This is a genomic window from Rhodobacter sp. TJ_12 (genome assembly GCF_020023995.1).
Lineage (GTDB): Bacteria > Pseudomonadota > Alphaproteobacteria > Rhodobacterales > Rhodobacteraceae > Rhodobacter.
The window spans coordinates 1-19,897 of sequence record NZ_NRRD01000026.1; the positions used below are offsets into that span (position 1 = coordinate 1).

Sequence of the window (19,897 nt, forward strand, 5' to 3'; positions counted from 1 at the left end):
GGGTCGGGAGCGGGGCAGGGCGTCGGGCCTGCATGTGGTCGAAAGGGGGCGGCCGATGGGCCGCCCAAGGGGCCGTTACGCAGAAGATCGGGGCGCCGTCTGCGCTTGGGGAACGGGCGGCCAAAGGGCCGCCCGAGGTGCCATTACTTGATGTAACCGGCTTTCTTCATTTCGCGCAGGGTCAGCGCTTGCGCGGCGGCAAGGGCATCATCGGCGGAGGTGGTGCCCGCAAGCGCGGCCGAGAATTGCTGACCCACAGCGGTGCCGATGCCTTGGAATTCCGGGATCGCCACGAATTGCACGCCGACATAGGGCACCGGGTCCACTGTCGGGTTGGTCGGGTCCGCCGCGTTGATCGAGGCCAGCGTCATCGCCGCAAACGGCACTTTGGCATATTCGGGGTTTTCATAAAGCGAGGTGCGCGTGCCCGGCGGCACATTCGCCCAGCCCTCTTTTTCCGCCACAAGCGCGGTGTAGTCTTTCGAGGTGGCCCATTCGACAAAGGTTTTCGCGGCGTCGGCCTTTTGGGTGCCCGCCGGAATGGCAAGGTTCCACGCCCAAAGCCAGTTGGCATGCTTTTCCACGCCCGCCTTGTTTGGCGCCATGGCAAAGCCCACGCGGTCGGCCACGGTGCTGTCTTCGGGGTTGGTCACGAAAGAGGCGGCCACGGTCGCATCGATCCACATGCCGCAATGGCCCTGCTGGAACAGCGCAAGGTTTTCGTTGAAGCCGTTGTTCGAGGCGCCGGGCGGGCCATAGGCGTTCATCATCTCAAGATAGTCGGTCAGCGTTTCTTTCCACGCGGCACCGTCAAATTGCGGGGTCCAGTCCATATCGAACCAGCGCGCGCCATAGCTGTTGGCCATCGCGCTCAGGAAGGCCGCGTTTTCGCCCCAGCCCGCTTTGCCGCGCAGGCAAATGCCGTAAATTTCGTTGTCACGGTCGGTCATGGCGGCGGCGGCGGCTTTGACATCGTCCCAAGTGGGCATGTCGGGCATGGTCATCCCGGCCGCTTCCATCAGATCGGTGCGATACATGATCATCGAGCTTTCGCCGTAGAACGGCGCGGCATACAGCTTGCCATCCACCGTCAGACCACCGCGGATCGCGGGCAAAAGGTCGTCGACATCATAGGCGGCATCGAATTCAAGCGGCAAAAGCCAGCCCTGCTTGCCCCAGATCGGCGCCTCATAGGTGCCGATAGTCATCACGTCATATTGCCCGCCCTTGGTGGCAATATCGGTCGTAACCTTCTGACGCAGAACGTTTTCTTCCATTGTCACCCAATCGACTTTGATATCGGGGTGCTGGGCGTAGAAATCGTCCATCAAGCCTTGCATGCGGATCATGTCGCCGTTGTTGACGGTGGCGACGGTGATGGTGGTCTCGGCCAGCGCCGTGGTGGCAAGCGCTGACAGAGCACAGGCGCCCATCAGCGCCCGGATCGTGGTGTTCATGGTTCTCCTCCCAGAGTTTGAGCAAATGCCCAACCAGTGAGTAAATGTTCATCGACGGGCGGCGCTCTGTCAATCGTGAAAATTCAGGCTAGGACAAAGAAGGTTTACGATTTGTTAACATTCACAAATGACGTGTTAATGGCGCCGCTGGCGCGGCACCGTGCTGGTGCGGCATCCGTGATCTGGGTCGGTTGCGTGTGGGGTTAGCCCAAAAGCGCGCGGGCGGTCGATTCGTCGGTGACCAGCCCGTTGATCAGCCGCCCCGTCAGCGCGGCGCGCATCGCGGCCAGTTTCGATTTGCCCGCTGCAATGCCGATCACCGGCTTGTCGCGCCCGGCGGGAATACGGAATGATCCGATCAGCCGGGTGGTGGGCGTGTCGATATAGCGGCCCTGGGCATCGATCGCGCCACCGACAATTTCCCCCACCGCGCCCGCCGCCAGCAATTCATCCAATTGCGCGCGGGTGATGAAGCCATCTTTGTAAAGCGGCGCATCATCATTGATCTGGCCAATGCCGACAAAGGTCACATCCGCCTGGTCGGCCAGTTGCATCACCGCCTGCACCGGGCGCAGTGCATTGAACAGGGCGCGTTCGGCCACGGTATCGGTGATGACGGGCACCAGCATTGGGTAATGCGGCAGTTGCAGCTTGTCGGCCATGCGCATGATGACATCGTAAAAGCTGGCCGAGCCATCGGGGGCGATGTTGGAAATCAGCGATACGATCCGGTGTTGCGCATGCGGGGTGCGCATCACCTCGGCCGCCATCGCCGACAGCGCGCGCCCGGTGCCAAAGGCAATCACCAGCGGGTCGCTTTGCGCCAGATACCGTTCGAGCACCTGCGCGGCGGCGGGGGCGGTCGCCGTCGCGGTATCCATCCCCTCGGGCAGGGCGGGCACGACACGCGCCAGATGCAGATCGAACCGTTTGGCCAGCGCCGCTTCCAGATCGAGACAGGCGGAAATCTTGTGTTCCAGCCGCACATGCACCAGCCCATCGGCCATGGCGCGCGCCACCAGCCGTTGCGCGCGCTGGCGCGATACGCCCAGCTCGGTGGCGACCTGATCTTGGGTCAGCCCGCCAACATAATAAAGCCAGCCTGCGCGGGCGGCCTCGTCTTGCGGGGTGGGGTCGGGGTCAGCCATGCTTTGATCTTTAGGATGCGGGACGCAAGGCCCCGTCTAGCAGGGTCTCGAAGGCATTGAAATCGGCAAAGCTGAGCGCGGGCGTGGCATCGGGTGGTGGCGTCAGGTCTTGGCCCAACAGGTGGCTGCCGCCGGTAAAGCGCCAGACCGCCATGCCTGCGGCCAGCCCCGCGCGAATGCCATTGAGGCTGTCTTCGATCACCAGACAGCGCGCCGGATCGGCCCCCATTTCGCGCGCGGCCAGATAGAACAGATCGGGCGCGGGCTTGCCGTTTTGCACTTGGCTGGCAGTGTAAAGCCTTGGCCCAACGCGGTCCGCCAGCCCGGCGATCTCCAAAGAGCGTTCGGCGCGGGGGCGCGACGATGAGGTGGCCACGCACCACGGCAGGGCGATCCGGTCCAAAAGCGCCACGACGCCGGGCATCACCTGCATATCGCGTTCAAAGGCGGACAGAAGCCGGGCGCGATAGTTGGGCTCGAAATCCTCGGGCAGGTCGATCCCAAATTCGGCCCGCACCTGTTTGAGCACCGTGGGATAGGCGCGGCCCAGAAAATGGCGCGCCACATAATCCAGATCGATTTCGACGCCATGCAGCGCAAGCTCCGCAATCAGCATCTGCGCGGAAATGATCTCGCTGTCGATCAGCACCCCGTCACAGTCAAAGATGATCAGATCAAACATGGCGGCCTCCGACCGCTAGCCTAACCGCAAGTGTGGTGCCGGAAAAGAGGGCGGATGATCGGGGTGATAATAATAAATCAACTAGACTTATATATTGACCCGCGCCGCGACTCGCGGCAGTCTTTCCCCGACCCCTTGAGGAGGGGGTTTCGACTAACGGGAGGAGATACCGTGATGATGCGCAAGATGGCCCTGTTGGGGGCGTCCGTTTTTGCTTTTTCGGCACTGGCCGGGGCGGCTTCGGCCGAGGTTTCGGCCTGCCTGATCACCAAGACCGACACGAACCCCTTTTTCGTCAAGATGAAGGAAGGCGCGGCGGCCAAGGCCGAAGAAATGGGCATCGCGCTTTCGACCTATGCGGGCAAGATCGATGGTGATGTTGAAACCCAGATCGCGGCGGTGGAAAGCTGCATCGCGGGCGGGGCCAAGGGCATTTTGATCACGCCCTCCGACAGCCGCGCGCTGGCGCCGGTTGTGGGCAAGGCGCGCGAGGCCGGGGTTCTGGTGATCGCGCTGGATACGCCGTTTGAACCGGCCGATGCCGCCGATGCGACCTTTGCCACCGATAATTTCTTGGCGGGCGAGCTGATTGGCAAATGGGCCGCGGCCAAGATGGGCGACACTTCGGAGGCGAAGATCGCGCTTTTGGATCTCAACCCCTCCGAAGTCTCGGTCGATTACCTGCGTGACCAAGGTTTCTTGCAAGGCTTTGGCGTTGATATCAAAGACCCCAAGGATATCGGCGATGAAGACGATCCGCGCATCGTCGGCAATGATGTGACCAATGGCAACGAGGAAGGCGGGCGCACCGCCATGGAAAACCTGTTGCAAAAAGACAGTGGCGTGAATGTTGTCTACACGATCAACGAACCCGCCGCGGCGGGCGCTTATGAGGCGCTGAAGGCCGTGGGGCTGGAAGATCAGGCGATGATCGTGTCGGTCGATGGCGGCTGCCCGGGCGTGCAAAACGTGGCCGAGGGGGTGATCGGCGCAACCTCGATGCAATTCCCGCTGTTGATGGCCGCCAAAGGGGTCGAGGCGATTGCCGCCTATGCTGCCGATGGCACGATGCCGCAAAACACCGAAGGGCTCGATTTCTTCAACACCGGCGTGACGCTGGTGACTGATGAGCCGGTCGAGGGCGTGCCCTCGATCACCTCGGAAGAAGCGCTGAGCCATTGCTGGGGCTGATCTAGCCTTCCTTTCAAAGGGAGAGGCGGGCTGCCGCCTCTCTTTTCGCATCGGCGCTGGCACGGGAGGGCGGCATGAACGAAACCGGAAGCACCCCGAAAGGGCAGGAGTTCGAGCATATGCTCGGCCAAAGCGACAGGCGGGTGGCGCAATTCGAAGACCTGCCGCGCGGCTTTGTCGAACGTCTACAGCACATCTTGCACGGCAATCCGACGCTGGTGCCGGTGATCGTGTTGGTGGCGGCGATCGTCGTTTTTGGCTTTGTCGCCGGAGAGCGGTTCTTTTCGCCCTTCAACCTGACACTGATCCTGCAACAGGTGTCGATCATCGGCATTCTGGCGGCGGCGCAATCGTTGATCGTGTTGACGGCGGGGATCGATCTGTCTGTCGCCGCGATCATGGTGCTGATGTCGGTGATCGCGGGCAATCTGGCAGTGTATATGGGGGTGCCCACCGGGCTGGCGTTGCTGGCGGCCTTTGCTGGCGGCGCGGGCGCGGGGCTGATGAACGGTTTTCTGGTCACCAAGGTGAAGCTGCCGCCCTTCATCACCACCTTGGGCACATGGTCAATTTTCTTCGCGCTCAATCTGTGGCTGTCGGGGGCGCAATCGATCCGCAGCCAAGACATCGACAAGAACGCGCCGCTGCTCAAATTCTGGGGCGAGGGCTTTGCCTTCATGGGCGCGCGGGTCACCCATGGTTCGCTGCTGATGATCGCGGTCTTCTTGGTGCTTTGGTATATGCTCAACAAGACCGCTTGGGGCCGCCATGTCTATGCCGTGGGCGATGATAGGGAAGCCGCCGAATTGGCGGGCATTCAGGCCGACCGGGTTTTGCTGTCGGTCTACGGGCTTGCCGGTCTTGTCTGTGCGGTGGCGGCTTGGGCGGCAATTGGCCGGGTGGGCTCGATCTCGCCGCAATCGTTTTATGAGGGCAATCTGCAATCCATCACCGCTGTTGTGGTGGGGGGGATTTCGCTTTTCGGCGGGCGCGGCTCGATCCTTGGGGCGCTTTTCGGGGCGCTGATTGTGGGCGTGTTTCAATCGGGGCTGCGGCTCGCCAATGTCGATGTGCTTTGGCAGGTCTTTGCGATTGGCTGGCTGATCATCATCGCGGTGGCAATCGATCAATGGATCCGGAAGGTGTCGAAATGAGCAGCGAACCCATTCTGGCGGCGCGTGGTCTGGTGAAACGCTATGGCAAGGTGACCGCGCTCGATCATGCCGATTTCGAGCTTTATCCGGGTGAGATTTTGGCGGTGATTGGGGACAACGGGGCGGGCAAATCCACCCTGATCAAGGCGCTTTGCGGCGCGGTGCAGCCCGATGCCGGGGAAATCTTGCTGGATGGCAAGCCGGTCCATTTCGCCTCGCCGATGCAGGCGCAAGAGGCGGGCATTGCCACGGTTTATCAAACGCTCGCCCTGTCGCCCGCGCTGTCGATTGTCGACAATATGTTCATGGGGCGTGAAATCCGCAAACCCGGCCTTGTGGGCTCGGTCTTTCGGGCGCTGGATCGCGCCGCAATGCGGGAGTTCGCGCGCGAAAAGCTTAGTGAACTTGGCTTGATGACGATCCAGAACATCGATCAGACGGTGGAAACGCTCTCGGGCGGGCAGCGCCAAGGCGTGGCGGTGGCCCGCGCGGCGGCTTTTGGCTCCAAGGTGATCATTCTGGATGAGCCCACCGCCGCGCTTGGCGTCAAGGAAAGCCGCCGGGTGCTGGAACTGATCTTGGATGTGAAGGCGCGCGGCATTCCGATCATTCTGATTTCGCACAACATGCCCCATGTGTTCGAAGTGGCCGACCGCATCCATGTGCACCGTCTTGGGCGGCGCCTGTGCGTGATCGACCCGAAAACGCATACGATGTCCGATGCCGTCGCCTATATGACGGGCGCCAAAGCGCCCGAAGGCATGGAGGCTGCCTGACAAAGCATCAAACCCGCCGCGCCCCACTCACGGATCATGCGCGAAGGGTGAGGCCCGGGGTCGCCCCCGGGCCTTTGGTCTTGCCCGATCCCCCGCTGCCGGGTCAATGTAGCGCGATAGGGCCGCTATTGGCCGGGAGGGGAAAATGAAACTGGTTCGTTACGGCGAAAAAGGCTTTGAAAAACCGGGGATTTTGCACAGCGATGGCACTTTGCGCGACCTCAGCCGCGTGGTGCGCGACATCGATGGGGCGGCGCTGTCCGAGGCGGGGCTGTCACGGCTCAACTGGGTCGATGCGGGGATGCTGCCGATCGTGCCCGAAGGCGGGCGGCTGGGCGCGCCGGTGGCCAATGTCGGCAAGCTGATCGCCATCGGGCTCAATTACGCCGATCACGCCGCAGAGGCGGGGATGCAGGTGCCGCCCGAGCCGGTGGTCTTCATGAAGGCGACCACGGCGATTTCCGGCCCCGATGATCCGATTGAATTGCCGCGTGGATCGACCAAGCTGGATTGGGAGGTGGAACTGGCCTTTGTGATCGGCACGCGGGCGAAATATGTGCCGCTGGACAGCGCGATGGAACATGTCGCGGGCTATATGATCTGCAACGATGTGTCCGAGCGCAGCTTTCAGGCCGAACGCGCGGGCCAATGGGTCAAGGGCAAAAGCCATGACAGTTTCGCGCCGCTGGGGCCGTGGCTGGTCACAAAGGATGAGATCAAGGACCCGCAAAGCCTTGATCTTTGGTTGGATGTAAACGGGCATCGCCGCCAAAAGGGCAACACCTCGACCATGGTCTATGGCGTCGCTTATCTGGTGCATTACCTGAGCCAGTTCATGACGCTGGAACCGGGCGATGTGGTCACCACCGGCACGCCCCCCGGCGTGGGTATGGGCATGGACCCGCCGCAATTCCTGTGGGAAGGCGATACGCTTGATCTGGGCATCGACGGGCTTGGCGTTCAGCATCAGCGGGTGGTGGTGGTATGACCCCGGCGGCGGCCTATGCCGATCTGGCCGCGGGCGATGCGGCGCGGCGCACAGGTTTTGGTGTGGCGCAGCGGCGCGCGGTGCTGGCAAAACTGGCCGCTGAAATCCGCGCCCGCGAAAGCGAGATCATGGCCGCCTTGGCCGCCGATCTGGGCAAGCCCCCGGTCGAGGTGCGGATTTCCGAAATCATCCCGGTTTTGTCGGAAATTCGCCATACCGCCAAGCATTTGAAACGCTGGGCCAGGCCGCGCCGGGTTTGGCCGACGTTGGCGATGCTGGGCACGCGTGGCACGATCCGCCCCGAGCCCAAGGGCACGGTGCTGATCATCGCGCCGTGGAACTATCCGCTGTGTCTGGCGCTGGGGCCGCTTGTTTCCGCCATCGCGGCGGGCAATGCGGCGGTGATTAAACCCTCGGAACTGGCCCCCGCCACCTCGGCGCTGATCGCGCAGATCGTAGCCGCCGCGCTGCCCGACGATCTGGTGCGCGTGGTCGAGGGCGGGGTCGAGACCGCGACCGAACTATTGTCGCAGCCGTTCGACCATATCTTTTTCACTGGCTCGCCCGCTGTGGGCCGGGTGGTGATGGCGGCGGCGGCGAAAACGCTTGCCTCTGTCACGTTGGAGCTGGGGGGCAAGTCGCCGGTGATCCTTGGCCCCGGCGCGGATTTGAAAAAGGCCGCGCGAATGGTGGCTTGGGGCAAGTTTCAAAACGCGGGCCAGACCTGCATCGCCCCCGATCACGTCTATGTGCCGCGCGCTGTGCAGGGCGCCTTTACCGATGCGCTGCGCGCGGAAATCGCGCGGATGTATGGCGCGCGCCCGCAAACCTCTGCCAGCTATGCGCGGCTGATCGGGGCGAAGCATTTCACCCGGTTGAAAGCGCTTCTGGAAGAGGCCGTGGGGCAGGGCGCGCGCCTTGTCACCGGCGGCGAGGCCGAGGAAAGCGCGCGCTATCTTGCCCCGACCGTCTTAACCGATGTGCCGGGCGAGGCCACGCTGATGCGCGAGGAAATTTTTGGCCCCGTGCTGCCGGTGATTGCCTATGACGATCTGGAGACCGTGCTGGCCGAGATCGCGGCGGGCGAAAAGCCGCTGGCGCTTTATCTCTTTGCCCGTGACCGCGCGGTGATCGAGCGGGTCAGCGCCGCCACCACTTCGGGCGGGGTGGGGGTGAATGTGACGCTGGCGCATTTTCTGCACCTCAACCTGCCCTTTGGCGGGGTGGGCAATTCGGGCCTAGGTGCTGCGCATGGGCGGTGGGGTTTTGCCGCCTTCAGCCATGAAAAGCCGGTTTTGGAAAACCGCTTTGCGGTGCTCGATCCGTTGATGCCGCCCTATACGAAAACAAGCGCGCGGTTGGCGAAGCTGGTGCAAAAACTCACCGGCTGAAACGCACCGGCTGACGGGGAACGACCGGGCGCACAGCCGTGGCATCGGCGGCTGTGCCTTGCGCGCGCCTGCATCACTTTGGCCTCTCGACTTCCGCCGATTGCTGCCCCATGGGCAGCCAAGGTGTTTGCGGCTTATGCACCTGAAAAATAAAATTATTCAGCCCCTCCGCCCGCCGGAGCCTGACAATACGAAAGGCCCACCCATGATCGCCTACCGGATTTCGCCGGACAAGCTGCGCACCTTCGGAACCGAGGGGAAGCCGTTCCTGTCGTTCGATCAGTTTCTGAACCTCGTCCAGCACTTCCGCGATGATCACTATGCTGCACAGCATATTCAAGGCTTCGTCGAAGAGGTTGGCCGGTTCTATTCCATTTGGACGGTCACGCAAGAATCGCGCTACTTCCGCCATATCTGGTTCGATCAGATCGACAGCGATCTGAGCATCGAATTCCAAATCTTGCCGCTGACGCAAAGTTCCAATTTCCTCTTGGATATTGCCCTGCGCGGCGCGGATGGCGCGCTTTACTTCACCAATCGCCAAAAGCTGGCGGTTGATCGGCTTGTGGGGGATCGTTTCGTCCTTGCCTCGTGGAAGCGCATCCCCGGATTGCGGGCCTTTCTTGAGGCGCAAGCCGCGGCCTGAAAAGTCTTTTTAGGCGCAGGCCGCCGCCACATGGCGTGCCAGCGCCGTCTTCAACTGCTCCAGCGTCATCTCTTCCTTGACGGTGAAGGTGACAAACAAACTGTTGAGGCTGAAGAACAACAGCTCGCCAAAGGCGCGTGCCTCGATCTCGGGGCGCAATAGCCCGGCCCGTTGCAGCGTTTCGATCAACTGCGTCACCTGATCGGTCAGCGCCGCATCCAGCATCCGGTAGCGATGCGAAAAGGGCGTATCGGGATGCTGGATCGCAAAGGCCATCGCCGTGCGCCACATCTCTTTGGTCAGATAAACAAGCGAGTGATCGTAATAAAGCGCCGCCAGATGGCAGATCGCCTCGGGCGCGCTGTCATGAGGCTGATCCAGCACCTGCGCGCCCTGATTAAGAACCTCTTCCACCTCCATCGACACGATGGCCATCAGCAATTCGGCCTTGCTGTCATAGTAATTGTAAAGCGTGCCGACCGAGACCTCGGCGCGTTCGGCAATCTCGCCGATCCGGGCCGCCTCGTATCCATTTTGCTTAAAGAGCAGGCTTGCCGCCTTCACAATCGCCTTGTTGCGGCTCGCTTTCTGTTTTTCCCGTAGCCCTGCCATGCTCTCTCCTGCCCATCCTCAAGATTAGCATTGACTCTAAAAATGAGGGCGTTCAACTTTTTTATCACACGGCGACCATAAGCCGGACACGACAGGAGAGACAAATGCTCAAGCAAGGCTGCGCCATTACGGCGCTGGTGGTGGGCTGTGCCCCCGCGCTTCAGGCGGAAGAGTTGAACGCGCTGATCTGGTGCGACCATGCCGATCCGGCATTTTTGGCCCCCTTTGAAGAGGCCCATGACGTGCGCGTTAACGTCAAGGAATATGAGGGCACGGCGGCGGGTCTGACGCTGTTGGAGCAATCGCGGCCGGGCGATTGGGATGTCATGGTGATTGATGCCGTCGATGTGGGCCGCGCGGTGGAACGTGGTTTCTTGGCCCCGCTGCCCGAAGGCGTCGCCCCCTTGGACGATTACTTCGACGAAGTGCGGCTGACCGATCATGTCACCGTCGAGGGCACGACCTATGCGGCGGTGGAAAAGTTTGGCTATAACACCATCGCTTTCAATAAGGCCGCTGTCAGCGCCGAAGATATGACCTCGCTCAAGGCGTTGTGGTCGGGCAAATATGATGGCCGGATCGCGATTTATGACTATTACCTGCCGGTTTTGGGCATCGCAGGTCTGGCCGAGGGGGTGGCAACCGCCGATCTGGATGCCGGATCGCTTGAAAGCCTGCGCGCACCGCTGATGGGGCTTAAGGCCGCCTCCAAGCAAGTGTCCGATGTGGTGGCAAGCCAAACCGCCTTGGCCACGGGCGAGGTGGATATTCTGGTCGGCGGCGGCGAATGGCTGACCGCCGTGCTGCATGAAGAAAACCCCGATCTGGATTGGATCATCCCCGAAGAAGGGGGGCTTTTGTGGGCGCAATCCTTGGCCATTGTCGAGGGCAGCGAAAAGCCCGAACTGGCGGCGGAATTCATCAAATACGTGCTCTCGCCCGAGGGGCAGGCGGGGCTTGCGACCTCGTCTTGCTATTGGGGGATGCCCGCCAACAAGGCCGCCGGTGACGTGCTGAGCGATGCGCAAAAAGCCGTGCTGCGCTGGGACGATCAGGCCGATTATCTGGCCCGCGCACAGCTTTACCCGGTGCCGGATGCCGAGACCGATGCGGCGATGCAAGACCTCTGGACCGAGATGTTGCAAAACTAAGCCATGAGCATCGAGCGGCGTGAAAAATGGCAAGGGGCGGCGCTGGTGGCGCCGGCCCTTCTGTGGACCTTGGTCTTCTTTGCCGTGCCCTTTGCGGGCATGGCTTTGATGAGCCTTGCACATCTGGACGGACGCGAGATCGTGCAGGGGTTTGATCTTGGGAACTATCTCAAGATTTTCACCGAACCGGCGCTGCGCCGGGGCATTTCTGTTTCACTGGAAATCACCGCGCTTGTCACGGTTTTGTCGGTGCTGCTGGCGTGGCCCTTGGCGTGGATCATCGCGACCGTCGTGCCCGCGCGCTGGCGGCGGTTGGTGCTGTTGCTCGCGGTGTTGCCGTTTTGGACCTCGTATGTCGTGCGCTCCTATTCCTGGGCTTTGGTTCTGGGGGAAAAGGGCGTGGTGATGAATGCGCTGGTGGGGATTGGCCTGCTGGCCGAGCCTGTGCAGATCATGGCGACCCGCGCCGCCACGGTGATTGGTTTTGTGCATTTCTTCGTCATGCTGCTGACGCTGACGATCTATTCCAACCTTGTGCAGCTTTCGCCCAACTACGCCCGCGCGGCGCAAGACCTTGGCGCCTCGCGCTGGCAGGTGATTTGGCATGTGATCTTGCCGCTTACGCTGCCCGGCGTGATGACGGGGGCGTTTTTGACCTTTGTTCTGTGCATCGGCGATTACATCACCCCGCAAATTCTGGGTGGCAATAACGAACTTAGCCTGCCGCAACTGATTATGCTGCAACTGGGGCGGCGCGGCGATTACCCGATGGCTTCGGCGCTATCGGTCGTGTTGATGGCGATTGTGACGCTCGCCTATGTGGCGTCGGCGCGCTGGCTGAAGATGGAGCGGATGTGATGCGCGCGCTTTCTTGGGCCTATCTGATCGCGATGCTGGGCTTCATCCTGCTGCCGGTGGCGATGCTGGTGATCTTTTCTTTCCAAGATGGCCGCTTGCCGGTGCCGCCGCTTAAGGGCGTGACCTTGGAATGGTATGGCAAGGTGCTGTCCGACCGCGCGCTGATGGAGGCGCTGGTCAATTCGCTTTTGGTGGCCTTTGTGTCGGCCCTTACCGCACTGGTGCTTGGGTTTCTGGCGGCCTCGGGCCTTGCGCGGGTGGTCTTGCCCGGCTCGGCTTGGATGCGTGGCGCGCTGATTGCACCGATGACGGTCAGCTATCTGATCGTCGCTTTGGGGCTGTTGCAGATGTTTGGACAGGTGGGCATTCGCCCGTCACTTCTGGCCACGGGCATCGGCCATGTGGTGATCAACCTGCCTTTGTGCTTTGCCATCACCTATGCGGCAATTGGTGAGCATCAAAGAAGCGCGCTGAAAGCGGCGCGCGATCTGGGCGCGCGTGAATTTCAGGTGCTGTGGTTCGTGGCCGCGCCGATGCTGGCCCCGGCACTCGCCGCCGCCTTCTTCCTTGCCTTCACCTTTTCTTGGGACGAGTTCATCATCGCTTTCCTGCTGACCCGGTTTGATGTCACGCTGCCGGTCGAGATTTGGTCGATGCTGCGCTCGGGCCTGTCGCCTGCCACCAATGCGGTGGGCTCGCTTGTTTTCCTTGTCTCCCTCGTCATTCTGGTGGCGCTGGAACTTACGCTGTTCAGAAAGGGCGCGAAATGACCGCCGATGTGCATATTCATGGCGTCGAGCATCGCTTTGACACCTTCACCGCGTTGCATCGGGTGGATCTGAAAATCAGCGCCGGGGAATTCATTGTGCTGCTGGGCCCCTCGGGCTGCGGTAAGACCACGCTCTTGTCGATCATCGGCGGCTTCCTTTCGCCATCAGAGGGCAATGTGCTGATCGGCGGCAAGGATATGAGCCTTGTCGCGCCGCGCGCACGGCCCACGACGACGGTGTTTCAAGATTACGCGCTGTTTCCGCATATGAGCCTGCGCGACAACGTGGCCTTTGGGTTGCGGATGCGCGGGGTCGGGCGCGCGGCGCGGCACAAGAAGGCGTTGGAAATGCTTGATCTGGTTGGGCTTTCGGACAAGGGCGACCGCAAGCCGCATGCGCTTTCGGGCGGGCAGCGCCAGCGGGTCGCCTTGGCGCGGGCCTTGGCCGTGGACCCCGATGTGCTGTTGCTTGATGAGCCGCTGGGCGCGCTGGATCTGAAGCTGCGCCGCCAGATGCAAGACGAGCTCAAGGCGATCCAGCGCAGCGTCGGCACGACCTTTATCCATGTCACCCATGACCAAGAAGAGGCGATGGCGATTGCCGACCGGATTGTGGTGATGAACCAAGGCCGGATCGAACATTGCGGCACGCCCGAAGAGGTGTATCTGACCCCGAAAACCCTGTTTTCCGCCAATTTCATGGGCGAGATGAACCGCATTCCGGTGACGGCTGCGGGGCAGGGGGTGGCCTCGCCGCTTGGGCTGCTGCCGCTTGCGCCGCAAACCGGCACGCTGTGCTTGCGGCCCGAAAATCTGGGGCTGGCCGGGGAGGTCAGCCTTGGCCCCGCGCGGCTTGAAGCTGCGGCCTTTTTCGGCAGCCACCATCGGTGCCATTTCACCCCCCTGGCCGCACCCGATTTGCGCCTGATCGCGCACCTGCCGCAAGGGCGCCACCCCGCGCCGGGCGAAGAGGTTGAACTGTTCGCCACCCATCCCGTTATTTTGGCACCGGAGGCCGCCTGATGCGCATTCCCCCCAAAGATTGGTATCGCATCCGCCGTGTTGGTGACGATGTCACTTGGATCGATGAGCCCTATATCCAAGAATTCTACCGCTGCAACATCTGGCATGTGCGTGGGCGGGACCGGGATATGATGGTCGATAGCGGCATGGGGGTTGTGTCCTTGCGCGAATGGGTGCCGCTGGTCAGCGAACGCCCTTTGGATGCGGTGGCCAGCCATACCCATTTTGACCATGTCGGCTGCCATCACGAATTTCCCTGCCGTCTGTGCCACGAGGCCGAGGCGGATATTCTGGCCGCGCCCAGCCGCGCCAATACGCTGGCCGATCCTTATGTGACCGATGAGATTTTCGACGCGCTGCCCGATGTGCCGTATCAATCCACCACCTATGCCGTGAAAGCCGCCCCCGCGACGCGGCTTTTGGCCGATGGCGATGTGATCGATCTGGGCGATCGCCATTTCGAGGTGATCCACACGCCCGGCCACAGCCCCGGCGGCATCGCGCTATGGGAAGCGGCGAGCGGTGTATTGATTGCGGGCGATATTGTTTATGATGGCCCCTTGATCGAAGACACCTATCATGCCGATGCTACTGATTACATTCGGTCGATGCAGCGGCTGGCGCGGTTGCCGGTGCGCGTGGTGCATGGCGGGCACTTCCCGTCGTTTTCGGGTGAAAGACTAAGAGAGATTGTTGCCAACTGGTTGAAAGAAAAGGGCCTTTGATGGACCATTCCTGTTTTTACATCGGCGGCGCATGGGTGGCGCCGCTGACGCCGCACCCCTTTGGCGTGGAAAATCCTGCGACCGAAAAGATCGTGACCGAAATCTCGCTTGGCACGGCGGCGGATGTCGATCTTGCCGTGGCGGCGGCGAAATCCGCTTTCCCGGCTTGGGCGGCAACGCCCGTGGCGGAGCGGCGCGCGCTGATGGCCCGGTTCTTGGCGCTTTATCAAGCGCGCTATGAAGAGATGGTGCAGGCGATTTCCACGGAAATGGGCGCGCCCGTCACCATGGCGCGCGAACAACAGGCCGATACCGGCATTGGCCATACGCAGGGCTTTTTGGATGCGCTCGATCATCTTGTCTGGGAATGGCAACTCGACAACGGCGATACGCTGATGCGTGAGCCCATCGGCGTGGTGGGGCTGATCACGCCGTGGAACTGGCCGGTGAACCAAATCGCGCTGAAGGTCGTGCCCGCGCTGCTGACGGGCTGCACTTGTGTGCTCAAACCCTCTGAAATCGCGCCGCTTTCTGCGATGCTTTTCACCGAGTTGCTGGATCAGGCGGGCTTTCCGGCGGGGGTGTTCAACCTCGTGAATGGCGATGGCCCAACGGTGGGCGCCGCGCTGTCGCGCCACCGCGATATTGCGATGATGTCCTTCACCGGATCAACCCGCGCGGGCGCGGCGGTCAGTTGCGATGCGGCACAAACGGTCAAACGGGTGACGCTGGAACTGGGCGGCAAAAGCCCCAACCTTGTGTTTGCCGATTGCGATTTGGAAACCCAAGTCGCGGCCTCTGTCGCGGAATGTATGAACAACACCGGCCAAAGCTGCGATGCGCCGACACGTCTGATCGTTGAGCGCGCGGTCTATGACAAGGTCGTTGATCTGGCCCGCGCGGCGGCGCTGGCGACCGAGGTGGGCGATCCGGCGGTGGAGGGCCCGCATATCGGCCCGCTGGTTTCCGCCCAGCAATGGGCGCGGGTGCAGGCGCTGATCGAGGCGGGGCTGGAAGATGGCGCGCGGCTCGTGGCCGGTGGCCCCGGCATGCCCGAGGGGATGGAATGCGGCCATTACGCCAAGCCCACGATCTTTGCCGATGTGACCCCCGAGATGCGTCTGTGGAAAGAAGAGGTGTTTGGCCCGGTGTTGGTGATCACCCCCTTTGAAGACGAGGCAGAGGCGATCGCGCTTGCCAATGACTCGCCCTATGGGCTGGCCGCCTATGTGCAAACCGGAGATCCGGTGCGGGCGCGGCGCGTGGCCAAGGCGCTGCGCGCGGGGATGGTGCATCTGAATGGCGCGCCGCATAGTTACGGCAGCCCCTTTGGCGGCTATGGCCAATCGGGCAATGGGCGTGAAGGCGGGCTGTTGGGGCTTGAGGATTTCACCGAGGTGAAGGCGGTGCACGGGCTATGAAACCCCTTGGCTTGGCGCTGTGGCAGGCCGAAAGCGTGGCAGGCGATACCGCCGCGGCATTCGCGCAGATCGCCACCGGCGCCCGTGCCGCCGGGGCGGCGGGCGCGACGGTGATCACCTTCCCCGAGCTTTTCGTGACCGGCTATGACCGCGACGACCTGCCCAGCCTTGCGCTGAGCCAAGATCAAATCGCCGCGCGGCTCGCCCCCTTGGCGCAGGCGGCGGGCTGTGCGATCTGCACGGGCTACCCCGAGCGGTTGGAGACGGGCACCGTGGCCAATGCGGCGATTTGCGTGTCCGCCACCGGAGCGGTGCTGGCCAATCACCGCAAGCTGCAACTTTACGGCGCGGGGGAGGCGGCGCGCTTCGTGCCGGGCACTGCCTATACCACCTTTGATCTGGCCGGGCACAAGGCGGCGCTGCTGATTTGTTACGATGTGGAATTTCCCCAGCATATCGCGGCATTGCAAGCCCAAGGCGTAACGCTGATCTTGGCCCCCACGGCTGCGATGCACCCCTTTGCCCATGTAGGCGCGCATGTCGTGCCCGCGATGGCGGCCATTCATGCGATGACGATCGTCTATGCCAATTTTTGCGGACAAGAAAACGCGCTGCACTATTTTGGTGGCTCGGTCATTGCTTGCGCCGATGGTTCCATCGCCGCGCAGGCGGGGCCGTCCCCAAGCCTGCTTCTGGCCCGCGTGCCAATGCGCTATGATGCCGGCCTGCTGTCGACACAGGCACAGGATTACCGGCGCATCACGTAAGGGGCCTTATGCAGCTTTCCGGCACCGATCTTCGGCTTTTTCGGGTCTTTGACGCGGTGGTGCGCCATCAAGGCTTTGCCGCTGCGCAGGCCGAATTGAACGTGAGCCAATCCACCATTTCCACGCAGATCACCGCGCTGGAAGACCGGCTTGGCATGACGCTGTGCCACCGGGGCCGGGGCGGCTTTCGGCTGACGCAAAAGGGGCAGGTGGTGCATGCCGCCGTGGTGCGGTTTTTGGCGGCGGCAGAGGAATTCGTGTCCGAAACCTCGGTCTTGCGCGGCACACTTTCGGGCACCATTCGCATCGGGTTGGTCGATAGCGTTGTGTCGGACCCGAATTTCCGGCTGCATGAGGCGATTGTCGCGCTGGAAAAACGCGCCAGTTCCTTGCGGTTTGAATTGGCGCAATTCAGCCCGCAAGAGCTTCAGGCCAAGGTGAAAGATGGCACCTTGCATCTGGGCATTGGCTCGTTCCCGCACAAGGTTTCGGGCCTGCGCTATCAGCCGCTTTATCACGAGCGCAACTTTCTTTACTGCGCCAGCACGCATCTTTTGGCGGCGGTTCCCGATGACAAGCTGACAGCCGAGTTTGTCACGACCATGCGCACCGTGGGGCGCAGCTATTGGCGCGAGGATCACGCGAATAACCGCGATTTTCCCAATTCCACCTCTTTCGCGCAGGGGTTGGAACAGCAACTGATCTTGATCCTGACCGGCGGCTATATCGGCTATTTGCCAGAACATTCCGCGCAAATCTGGGTGGCGCGGGGGCGGCTTAAACGGCTCTTGCCCCAGACCTTCATTTACGATTGCCCGTTTGATGCCATCGTGCGGCCCGATCTGGATGCCTCGCCGCTGGCGCGCGAAATGCTCAGCGAACTGATGCAGGTCTATGGGTTGACCGATTGAGCGCGGCATAAAAAAGCGGCGCGCGGCGAACGTCACTTTGAAAAATATCCAACTAAGTTTTCTGACGTTGATATTTTTGGCGCTAACATCTTCGCGCATTCTCCGCCCAAAAGGAGAACCGCCATGACCGAATCCCGCTTCAACCAGCCCCTTAGCGGCAATGCGATGCCCCGCACTGGCGGGCTGGCCTCGATGATGCGGTTGCCGCTGGCGGAGACGGCGGCGGGGCTGGATGCCTGCTTTGTGGGGATCCCGATGGACGGCGGCACCTCCAACCGGCCCGGCACCCGGCTTGGGCCGCGTCAGATCCGCGATGAAAGCCGGATGATCCGGCCTTACAATATGGCCACGGGCGCGGCGCCCTTTGAGCATTTGCAGGTGGCCGATGTGGGCGACGTGCCGATCAACCTGTTTGATCTGAAAAAATCGGTCGAGATCATTGCCAGCCATTACAGCGGACTTCTGGCCCATGATGTGATCCCGCTGACACTTGGGGGCGATCATACGCTGAGCTGGCCGATCTTGCGCGCGATGAAGGAAAAGCACGGCCCCGTCGCCCTTATTCACGTTGATGCCCATTCCGACACGAACGAGGACATGTTTGGCGAAACCGTCGCGCATGGCTGCCCGTTCCGCCGCGCGTGGGAAGAGGGCTGCTTGCAAAACGATGCGGTCTTTCAGATCGGGCTGCGTGGCACCGGCTACAGCAAGGCCGATTTCGATTGGGGCCGCGAAAAGGGCTGGACCTGCATTCAGGCCGAAGAGTGCTGGCACAAATCGCTGACCCCCCTGATGGCGGACATTCGCGCGAAAATTGGCGACCGTCCGGTTTATCTGTCCTATGATATCGACAGCCTTGATCCGGCCTTCGCCCCCGGCACCGGCACGGTCGAGGTCGGCGGGCTGACCACGATGCAGGGCCTTGAAATCATTCGTGGCACGGCGGGGCTCAATCTTGTGGGCTGCGATCTGGTCGAGGTTTCGCCGCCCTATGATCCGGCGGGCAATACCGCTGTCATCGCTGCGAATTTCCTTTTTGAAATGCTTTGCGCGCTGCCCGGCGTGCCGCAAGGCAAGTAATCACAGCCGGACGACTGGGAGACCAAGATCATGCAAAGACGTCAGTTCCTGAAGACGGGCGCGGCCACCGCCGCTGCCGCGCTGTTTGCCCCCTCGGTTTTGCGCGCGCAAGGTGCGCCGCTTAAGGTGGGCACCTATGGCGGCTACTTCCAAGAAAGCTTCGAGAAATATATCTACCCCGATTTCACCGCTGCGACCGGCATTGCGGTGGAAAGCATCGCCGAGCCGACGGGCGAGGCGTGGCTGGTGCAACTGTCGCAAGCTGCGCGCGCGGGCCAAGCGCCTGCCGATGTCTCGATGATGGCGCAAGTCGCCCGCATCAAGGGCGCCCGCGCAGGCCTTTGGGCGCCGATGGATGACAGCGCGCTGAAAAACCTTGGCAATCTGCCCGAACATTTCGTGCACCGCTATGAAGATGGCAGCTTTTATGGCACCGGCGCGGTGAGCTGGTACATCACGCTGGTCACCAATACCGAAAGCTATCCCGAAGCGCCCACCTCGTGGACCGCGTTGTGGGATCCGGCCAATGCCGACAAGCTGGGGCTGATGTCGCTTGCCTCGAACTCGTTCCTGTTGGAAATCACCGCGACCACCTATTTCGGCGGCACCGATATCTTGAAGACCGATGAGGGTGTGCTCAAGGTCATGGAAAAGCTCGCCGAGGTGAAGCCGAACGTGCGGCTTTGGTATCGTGACGAGGGCCAGTTCCAGCAAGCGCTCGAAACCGGCGAAATTCCGATGGGCCAATACTACCACGATGTGACCGGGCTTGCCGCAAGCCAAGGCAAGCCCGTGCGCTCGGTCTTCCCCGATGAGGGCGCGGTGCTTGATAGCGGCTCGTGGGTGGTTTCGAAAGCGTCGAAGCTGATCGATCAATCGCAGGTCTTCATCGACTATATGGCGCAGCCCGAAATTCAGGCGAAGCTGTCGCGCTTTGTGGGCACCGCGCCCACCGTTGCGCGCGAATTGACCGACCTGACCGATGCGGAATTCGCCGCCGTGGCCTCGGATAAAACGCCGATCCTGCCGCTGAGCGAAATCTATGTCGATCGCGGCGATTGGATCGCGCAGATGTGGTCGGAAAAGATCACCGGCTAACAGACAGCCAAGTGACCCTTTGGCCGTGGCGGTTTCTGCCACGGCCAGA

The 19,897-nt window shown here is 61.9% G+C and carries 20 protein-coding genes; 16 read left to right on the forward strand and 4 right to left on the reverse strand.

All coding sequences use genetic code 11. The features are described 5' to 3' along the window. Positions 1–143: 143 nt before the first annotated feature. The 3 genes from CKO11_RS15180 to CKO11_RS15190 all read right to left on the reverse strand — a co-directional run bounded on the left by CKO11_RS15180 (position 144) and on the right by CKO11_RS15190 (position 3,287). Positions 144–1,457, reverse strand: coding sequence for an ABC transporter substrate-binding protein (locus CKO11_RS15180; protein WP_223640621.1), 1,314 nt, complete (start codon positions 1,455–1,457; stop codon positions 144–146). A gap of 203 nt (positions 1,458–1,660) precedes the next feature. After that, positions 1,661–2,605: a sugar-binding transcriptional regulator gene (locus CKO11_RS15185; protein WP_223640624.1), complete on the reverse strand. Its 945-nt coding sequence runs from the start codon at positions 2,603–2,605 to the stop codon at positions 1,661–1,663. Positions 2,606–2,615: 10 nt separating this feature from the next. Continuing rightward, complete coding sequence (locus tag CKO11_RS15190) at positions 2,616–3,287, reverse strand: HAD family hydrolase (protein WP_223640626.1); 672 nt, start codon at positions 3,285–3,287, stop codon at positions 2,616–2,618. A gap of 177 nt (positions 3,288–3,464) precedes the next feature. Between CKO11_RS15190 and CKO11_RS15195 the strand changes: the two genes are divergently transcribed. The 6 genes from CKO11_RS15195 (at position 3,465) to CKO11_RS15220 (ending at position 9,433) form a co-directional block, all read left to right on the forward strand. Beyond that, complete coding sequence (locus CKO11_RS15195) at positions 3,465–4,478, forward strand: sugar ABC transporter substrate-binding protein (protein WP_223640719.1); 1,014 nt, start codon at positions 3,465–3,467, stop codon at positions 4,476–4,478. Between the two features lie 74 nt (positions 4,479–4,552). Then, the gene (locus CKO11_RS15200; RefSeq protein WP_223640629.1) at positions 4,553–5,632 is read left to right on the forward strand and encodes an ABC transporter permease; all 1,080 of its coding nucleotides are present in this window, start codon (positions 4,553–4,555) and stop codon (positions 5,630–5,632) included. Beyond that, positions 5,629–6,408, forward strand: coding sequence for an ATP-binding cassette domain-containing protein (locus tag CKO11_RS15205; RefSeq protein ID WP_223640631.1), 780 nt, complete (start codon positions 5,629–5,631; stop codon positions 6,406–6,408). Before CKO11_RS15200 ends, CKO11_RS15205 begins: the two co-directional genes overlap by 4 nt. Positions 6,409–6,553: 145 nt before the next feature. Beyond that, the gene (locus CKO11_RS15210) at positions 6,554–7,396 is read left to right on the forward strand and encodes a fumarylacetoacetate hydrolase family protein (RefSeq protein ID WP_223640634.1); all 843 of its coding nucleotides are present in this window, start codon (positions 6,554–6,556) and stop codon (positions 7,394–7,396) included. Beyond that, entirely contained in the window at positions 7,393–8,787 is a 1,395-nt protein-coding gene (locus CKO11_RS15215; protein ID WP_223640636.1) for an aldehyde dehydrogenase family protein, read from the forward strand. The genes CKO11_RS15210 and CKO11_RS15215 overlap by 4 nt, the downstream gene beginning before the upstream one ends. Positions 8,788–8,992: 205 nt before the next feature. Continuing rightward, positions 8,993–9,433 carry a hypothetical protein gene (locus CKO11_RS15220; RefSeq protein ID WP_223640638.1) on the forward strand — a complete coding sequence of 147 codons (441 nt, stop codon included), beginning with the start codon at positions 8,993–8,995 and terminating at the stop codon, positions 9,431–9,433. A 9-nt stretch (positions 9,434–9,442) separates the two neighbouring features. On the opposite strand, the gene CKO11_RS15225 is transcribed toward CKO11_RS15220, so the two are convergent. After that, on the reverse strand, positions 9,443–10,045 hold the full coding sequence (locus CKO11_RS15225) for a TetR/AcrR family transcriptional regulator (protein ID WP_223640641.1): 603 nt from the start codon (positions 10,043–10,045) through the stop codon (positions 9,443–9,445). Between the two features lie 104 nt (positions 10,046–10,149). Here CKO11_RS15225 and CKO11_RS15230 point away from each other — a divergent pair, with 104 nt between their 5' ends. The 10 genes from CKO11_RS15230 to CKO11_RS15275 all read left to right on the forward strand — a co-directional run bounded on the left by CKO11_RS15230 (position 10,150) and on the right by CKO11_RS15275 (position 19,848). Beyond that, positions 10,150–11,196, forward strand: a complete 1,047-nt coding sequence (locus tag CKO11_RS15230; protein WP_223640643.1) for a spermidine/putrescine ABC transporter substrate-binding protein — start codon at positions 10,150–10,152, stop codon at positions 11,194–11,196. Between the two features lie 3 nt (positions 11,197–11,199). Continuing rightward, positions 11,200–12,054: an ABC transporter permease gene (locus CKO11_RS15235; protein ID WP_223640646.1), complete on the forward strand. Its 855-nt coding sequence runs from the start codon at positions 11,200–11,202 to the stop codon at positions 12,052–12,054. Then, the gene (locus CKO11_RS15240; protein WP_223640649.1) at positions 12,054–12,824 is read left to right on the forward strand and encodes an ABC transporter permease; all 771 of its coding nucleotides are present in this window, start codon (positions 12,054–12,056) and stop codon (positions 12,822–12,824) included. Before CKO11_RS15235 ends, CKO11_RS15240 begins: the two co-directional genes overlap by 1 nt. Beyond that, positions 12,821–13,846 (forward strand): ABC transporter ATP-binding protein, encoded by a 1,026-nt coding sequence (locus CKO11_RS15245; protein WP_223640652.1) that lies wholly within the window; start codon positions 12,821–12,823, stop codon positions 13,844–13,846. The genes CKO11_RS15240 and CKO11_RS15245 overlap by 4 nt, the downstream gene beginning before the upstream one ends. Beyond that, positions 13,846–14,571, forward strand: a complete 726-nt coding sequence (locus CKO11_RS15250) for an MBL fold metallo-hydrolase (RefSeq protein ID WP_223640655.1) — start codon at positions 13,846–13,848, stop codon at positions 14,569–14,571. The genes CKO11_RS15245 and CKO11_RS15250 overlap by 1 nt, the downstream gene beginning before the upstream one ends. Continuing rightward, entirely contained in the window at positions 14,571–15,992 is a 1,422-nt protein-coding gene (locus tag CKO11_RS15255; RefSeq protein WP_223640658.1) for an aldehyde dehydrogenase family protein, read from the forward strand. The genes CKO11_RS15250 and CKO11_RS15255 overlap by 1 nt, the downstream gene beginning before the upstream one ends. Next, positions 15,989–16,759, forward strand: a complete 771-nt coding sequence (locus tag CKO11_RS15260) for a nitrilase-related carbon-nitrogen hydrolase (RefSeq protein ID WP_223640661.1) — start codon at positions 15,989–15,991, stop codon at positions 16,757–16,759. The genes CKO11_RS15255 and CKO11_RS15260 overlap by 4 nt, the downstream gene beginning before the upstream one ends. 8 nt (positions 16,760–16,767) lie before the next feature. After that, on the forward strand, positions 16,768–17,670 hold the full coding sequence (locus tag CKO11_RS15265; protein WP_223640664.1) for a LysR family transcriptional regulator: 903 nt from the start codon (positions 16,768–16,770) through the stop codon (positions 17,668–17,670). Between the two features lie 123 nt (positions 17,671–17,793). Continuing rightward, positions 17,794–18,750 (forward strand): agmatinase, encoded by a 957-nt coding sequence (gene speB, locus CKO11_RS15270; protein ID WP_223640668.1) that lies wholly within the window; start codon positions 17,794–17,796, stop codon positions 18,748–18,750. 30 nt (positions 18,751–18,780) lie between these two features. After that, the gene (locus CKO11_RS15275) at positions 18,781–19,848 is read left to right on the forward strand and encodes a PotD/PotF family extracellular solute-binding protein (RefSeq protein ID WP_223640670.1); all 1,068 of its coding nucleotides are present in this window, start codon (positions 18,781–18,783) and stop codon (positions 19,846–19,848) included. Positions 19,849–19,897 lie beyond the last annotated feature (49 nt).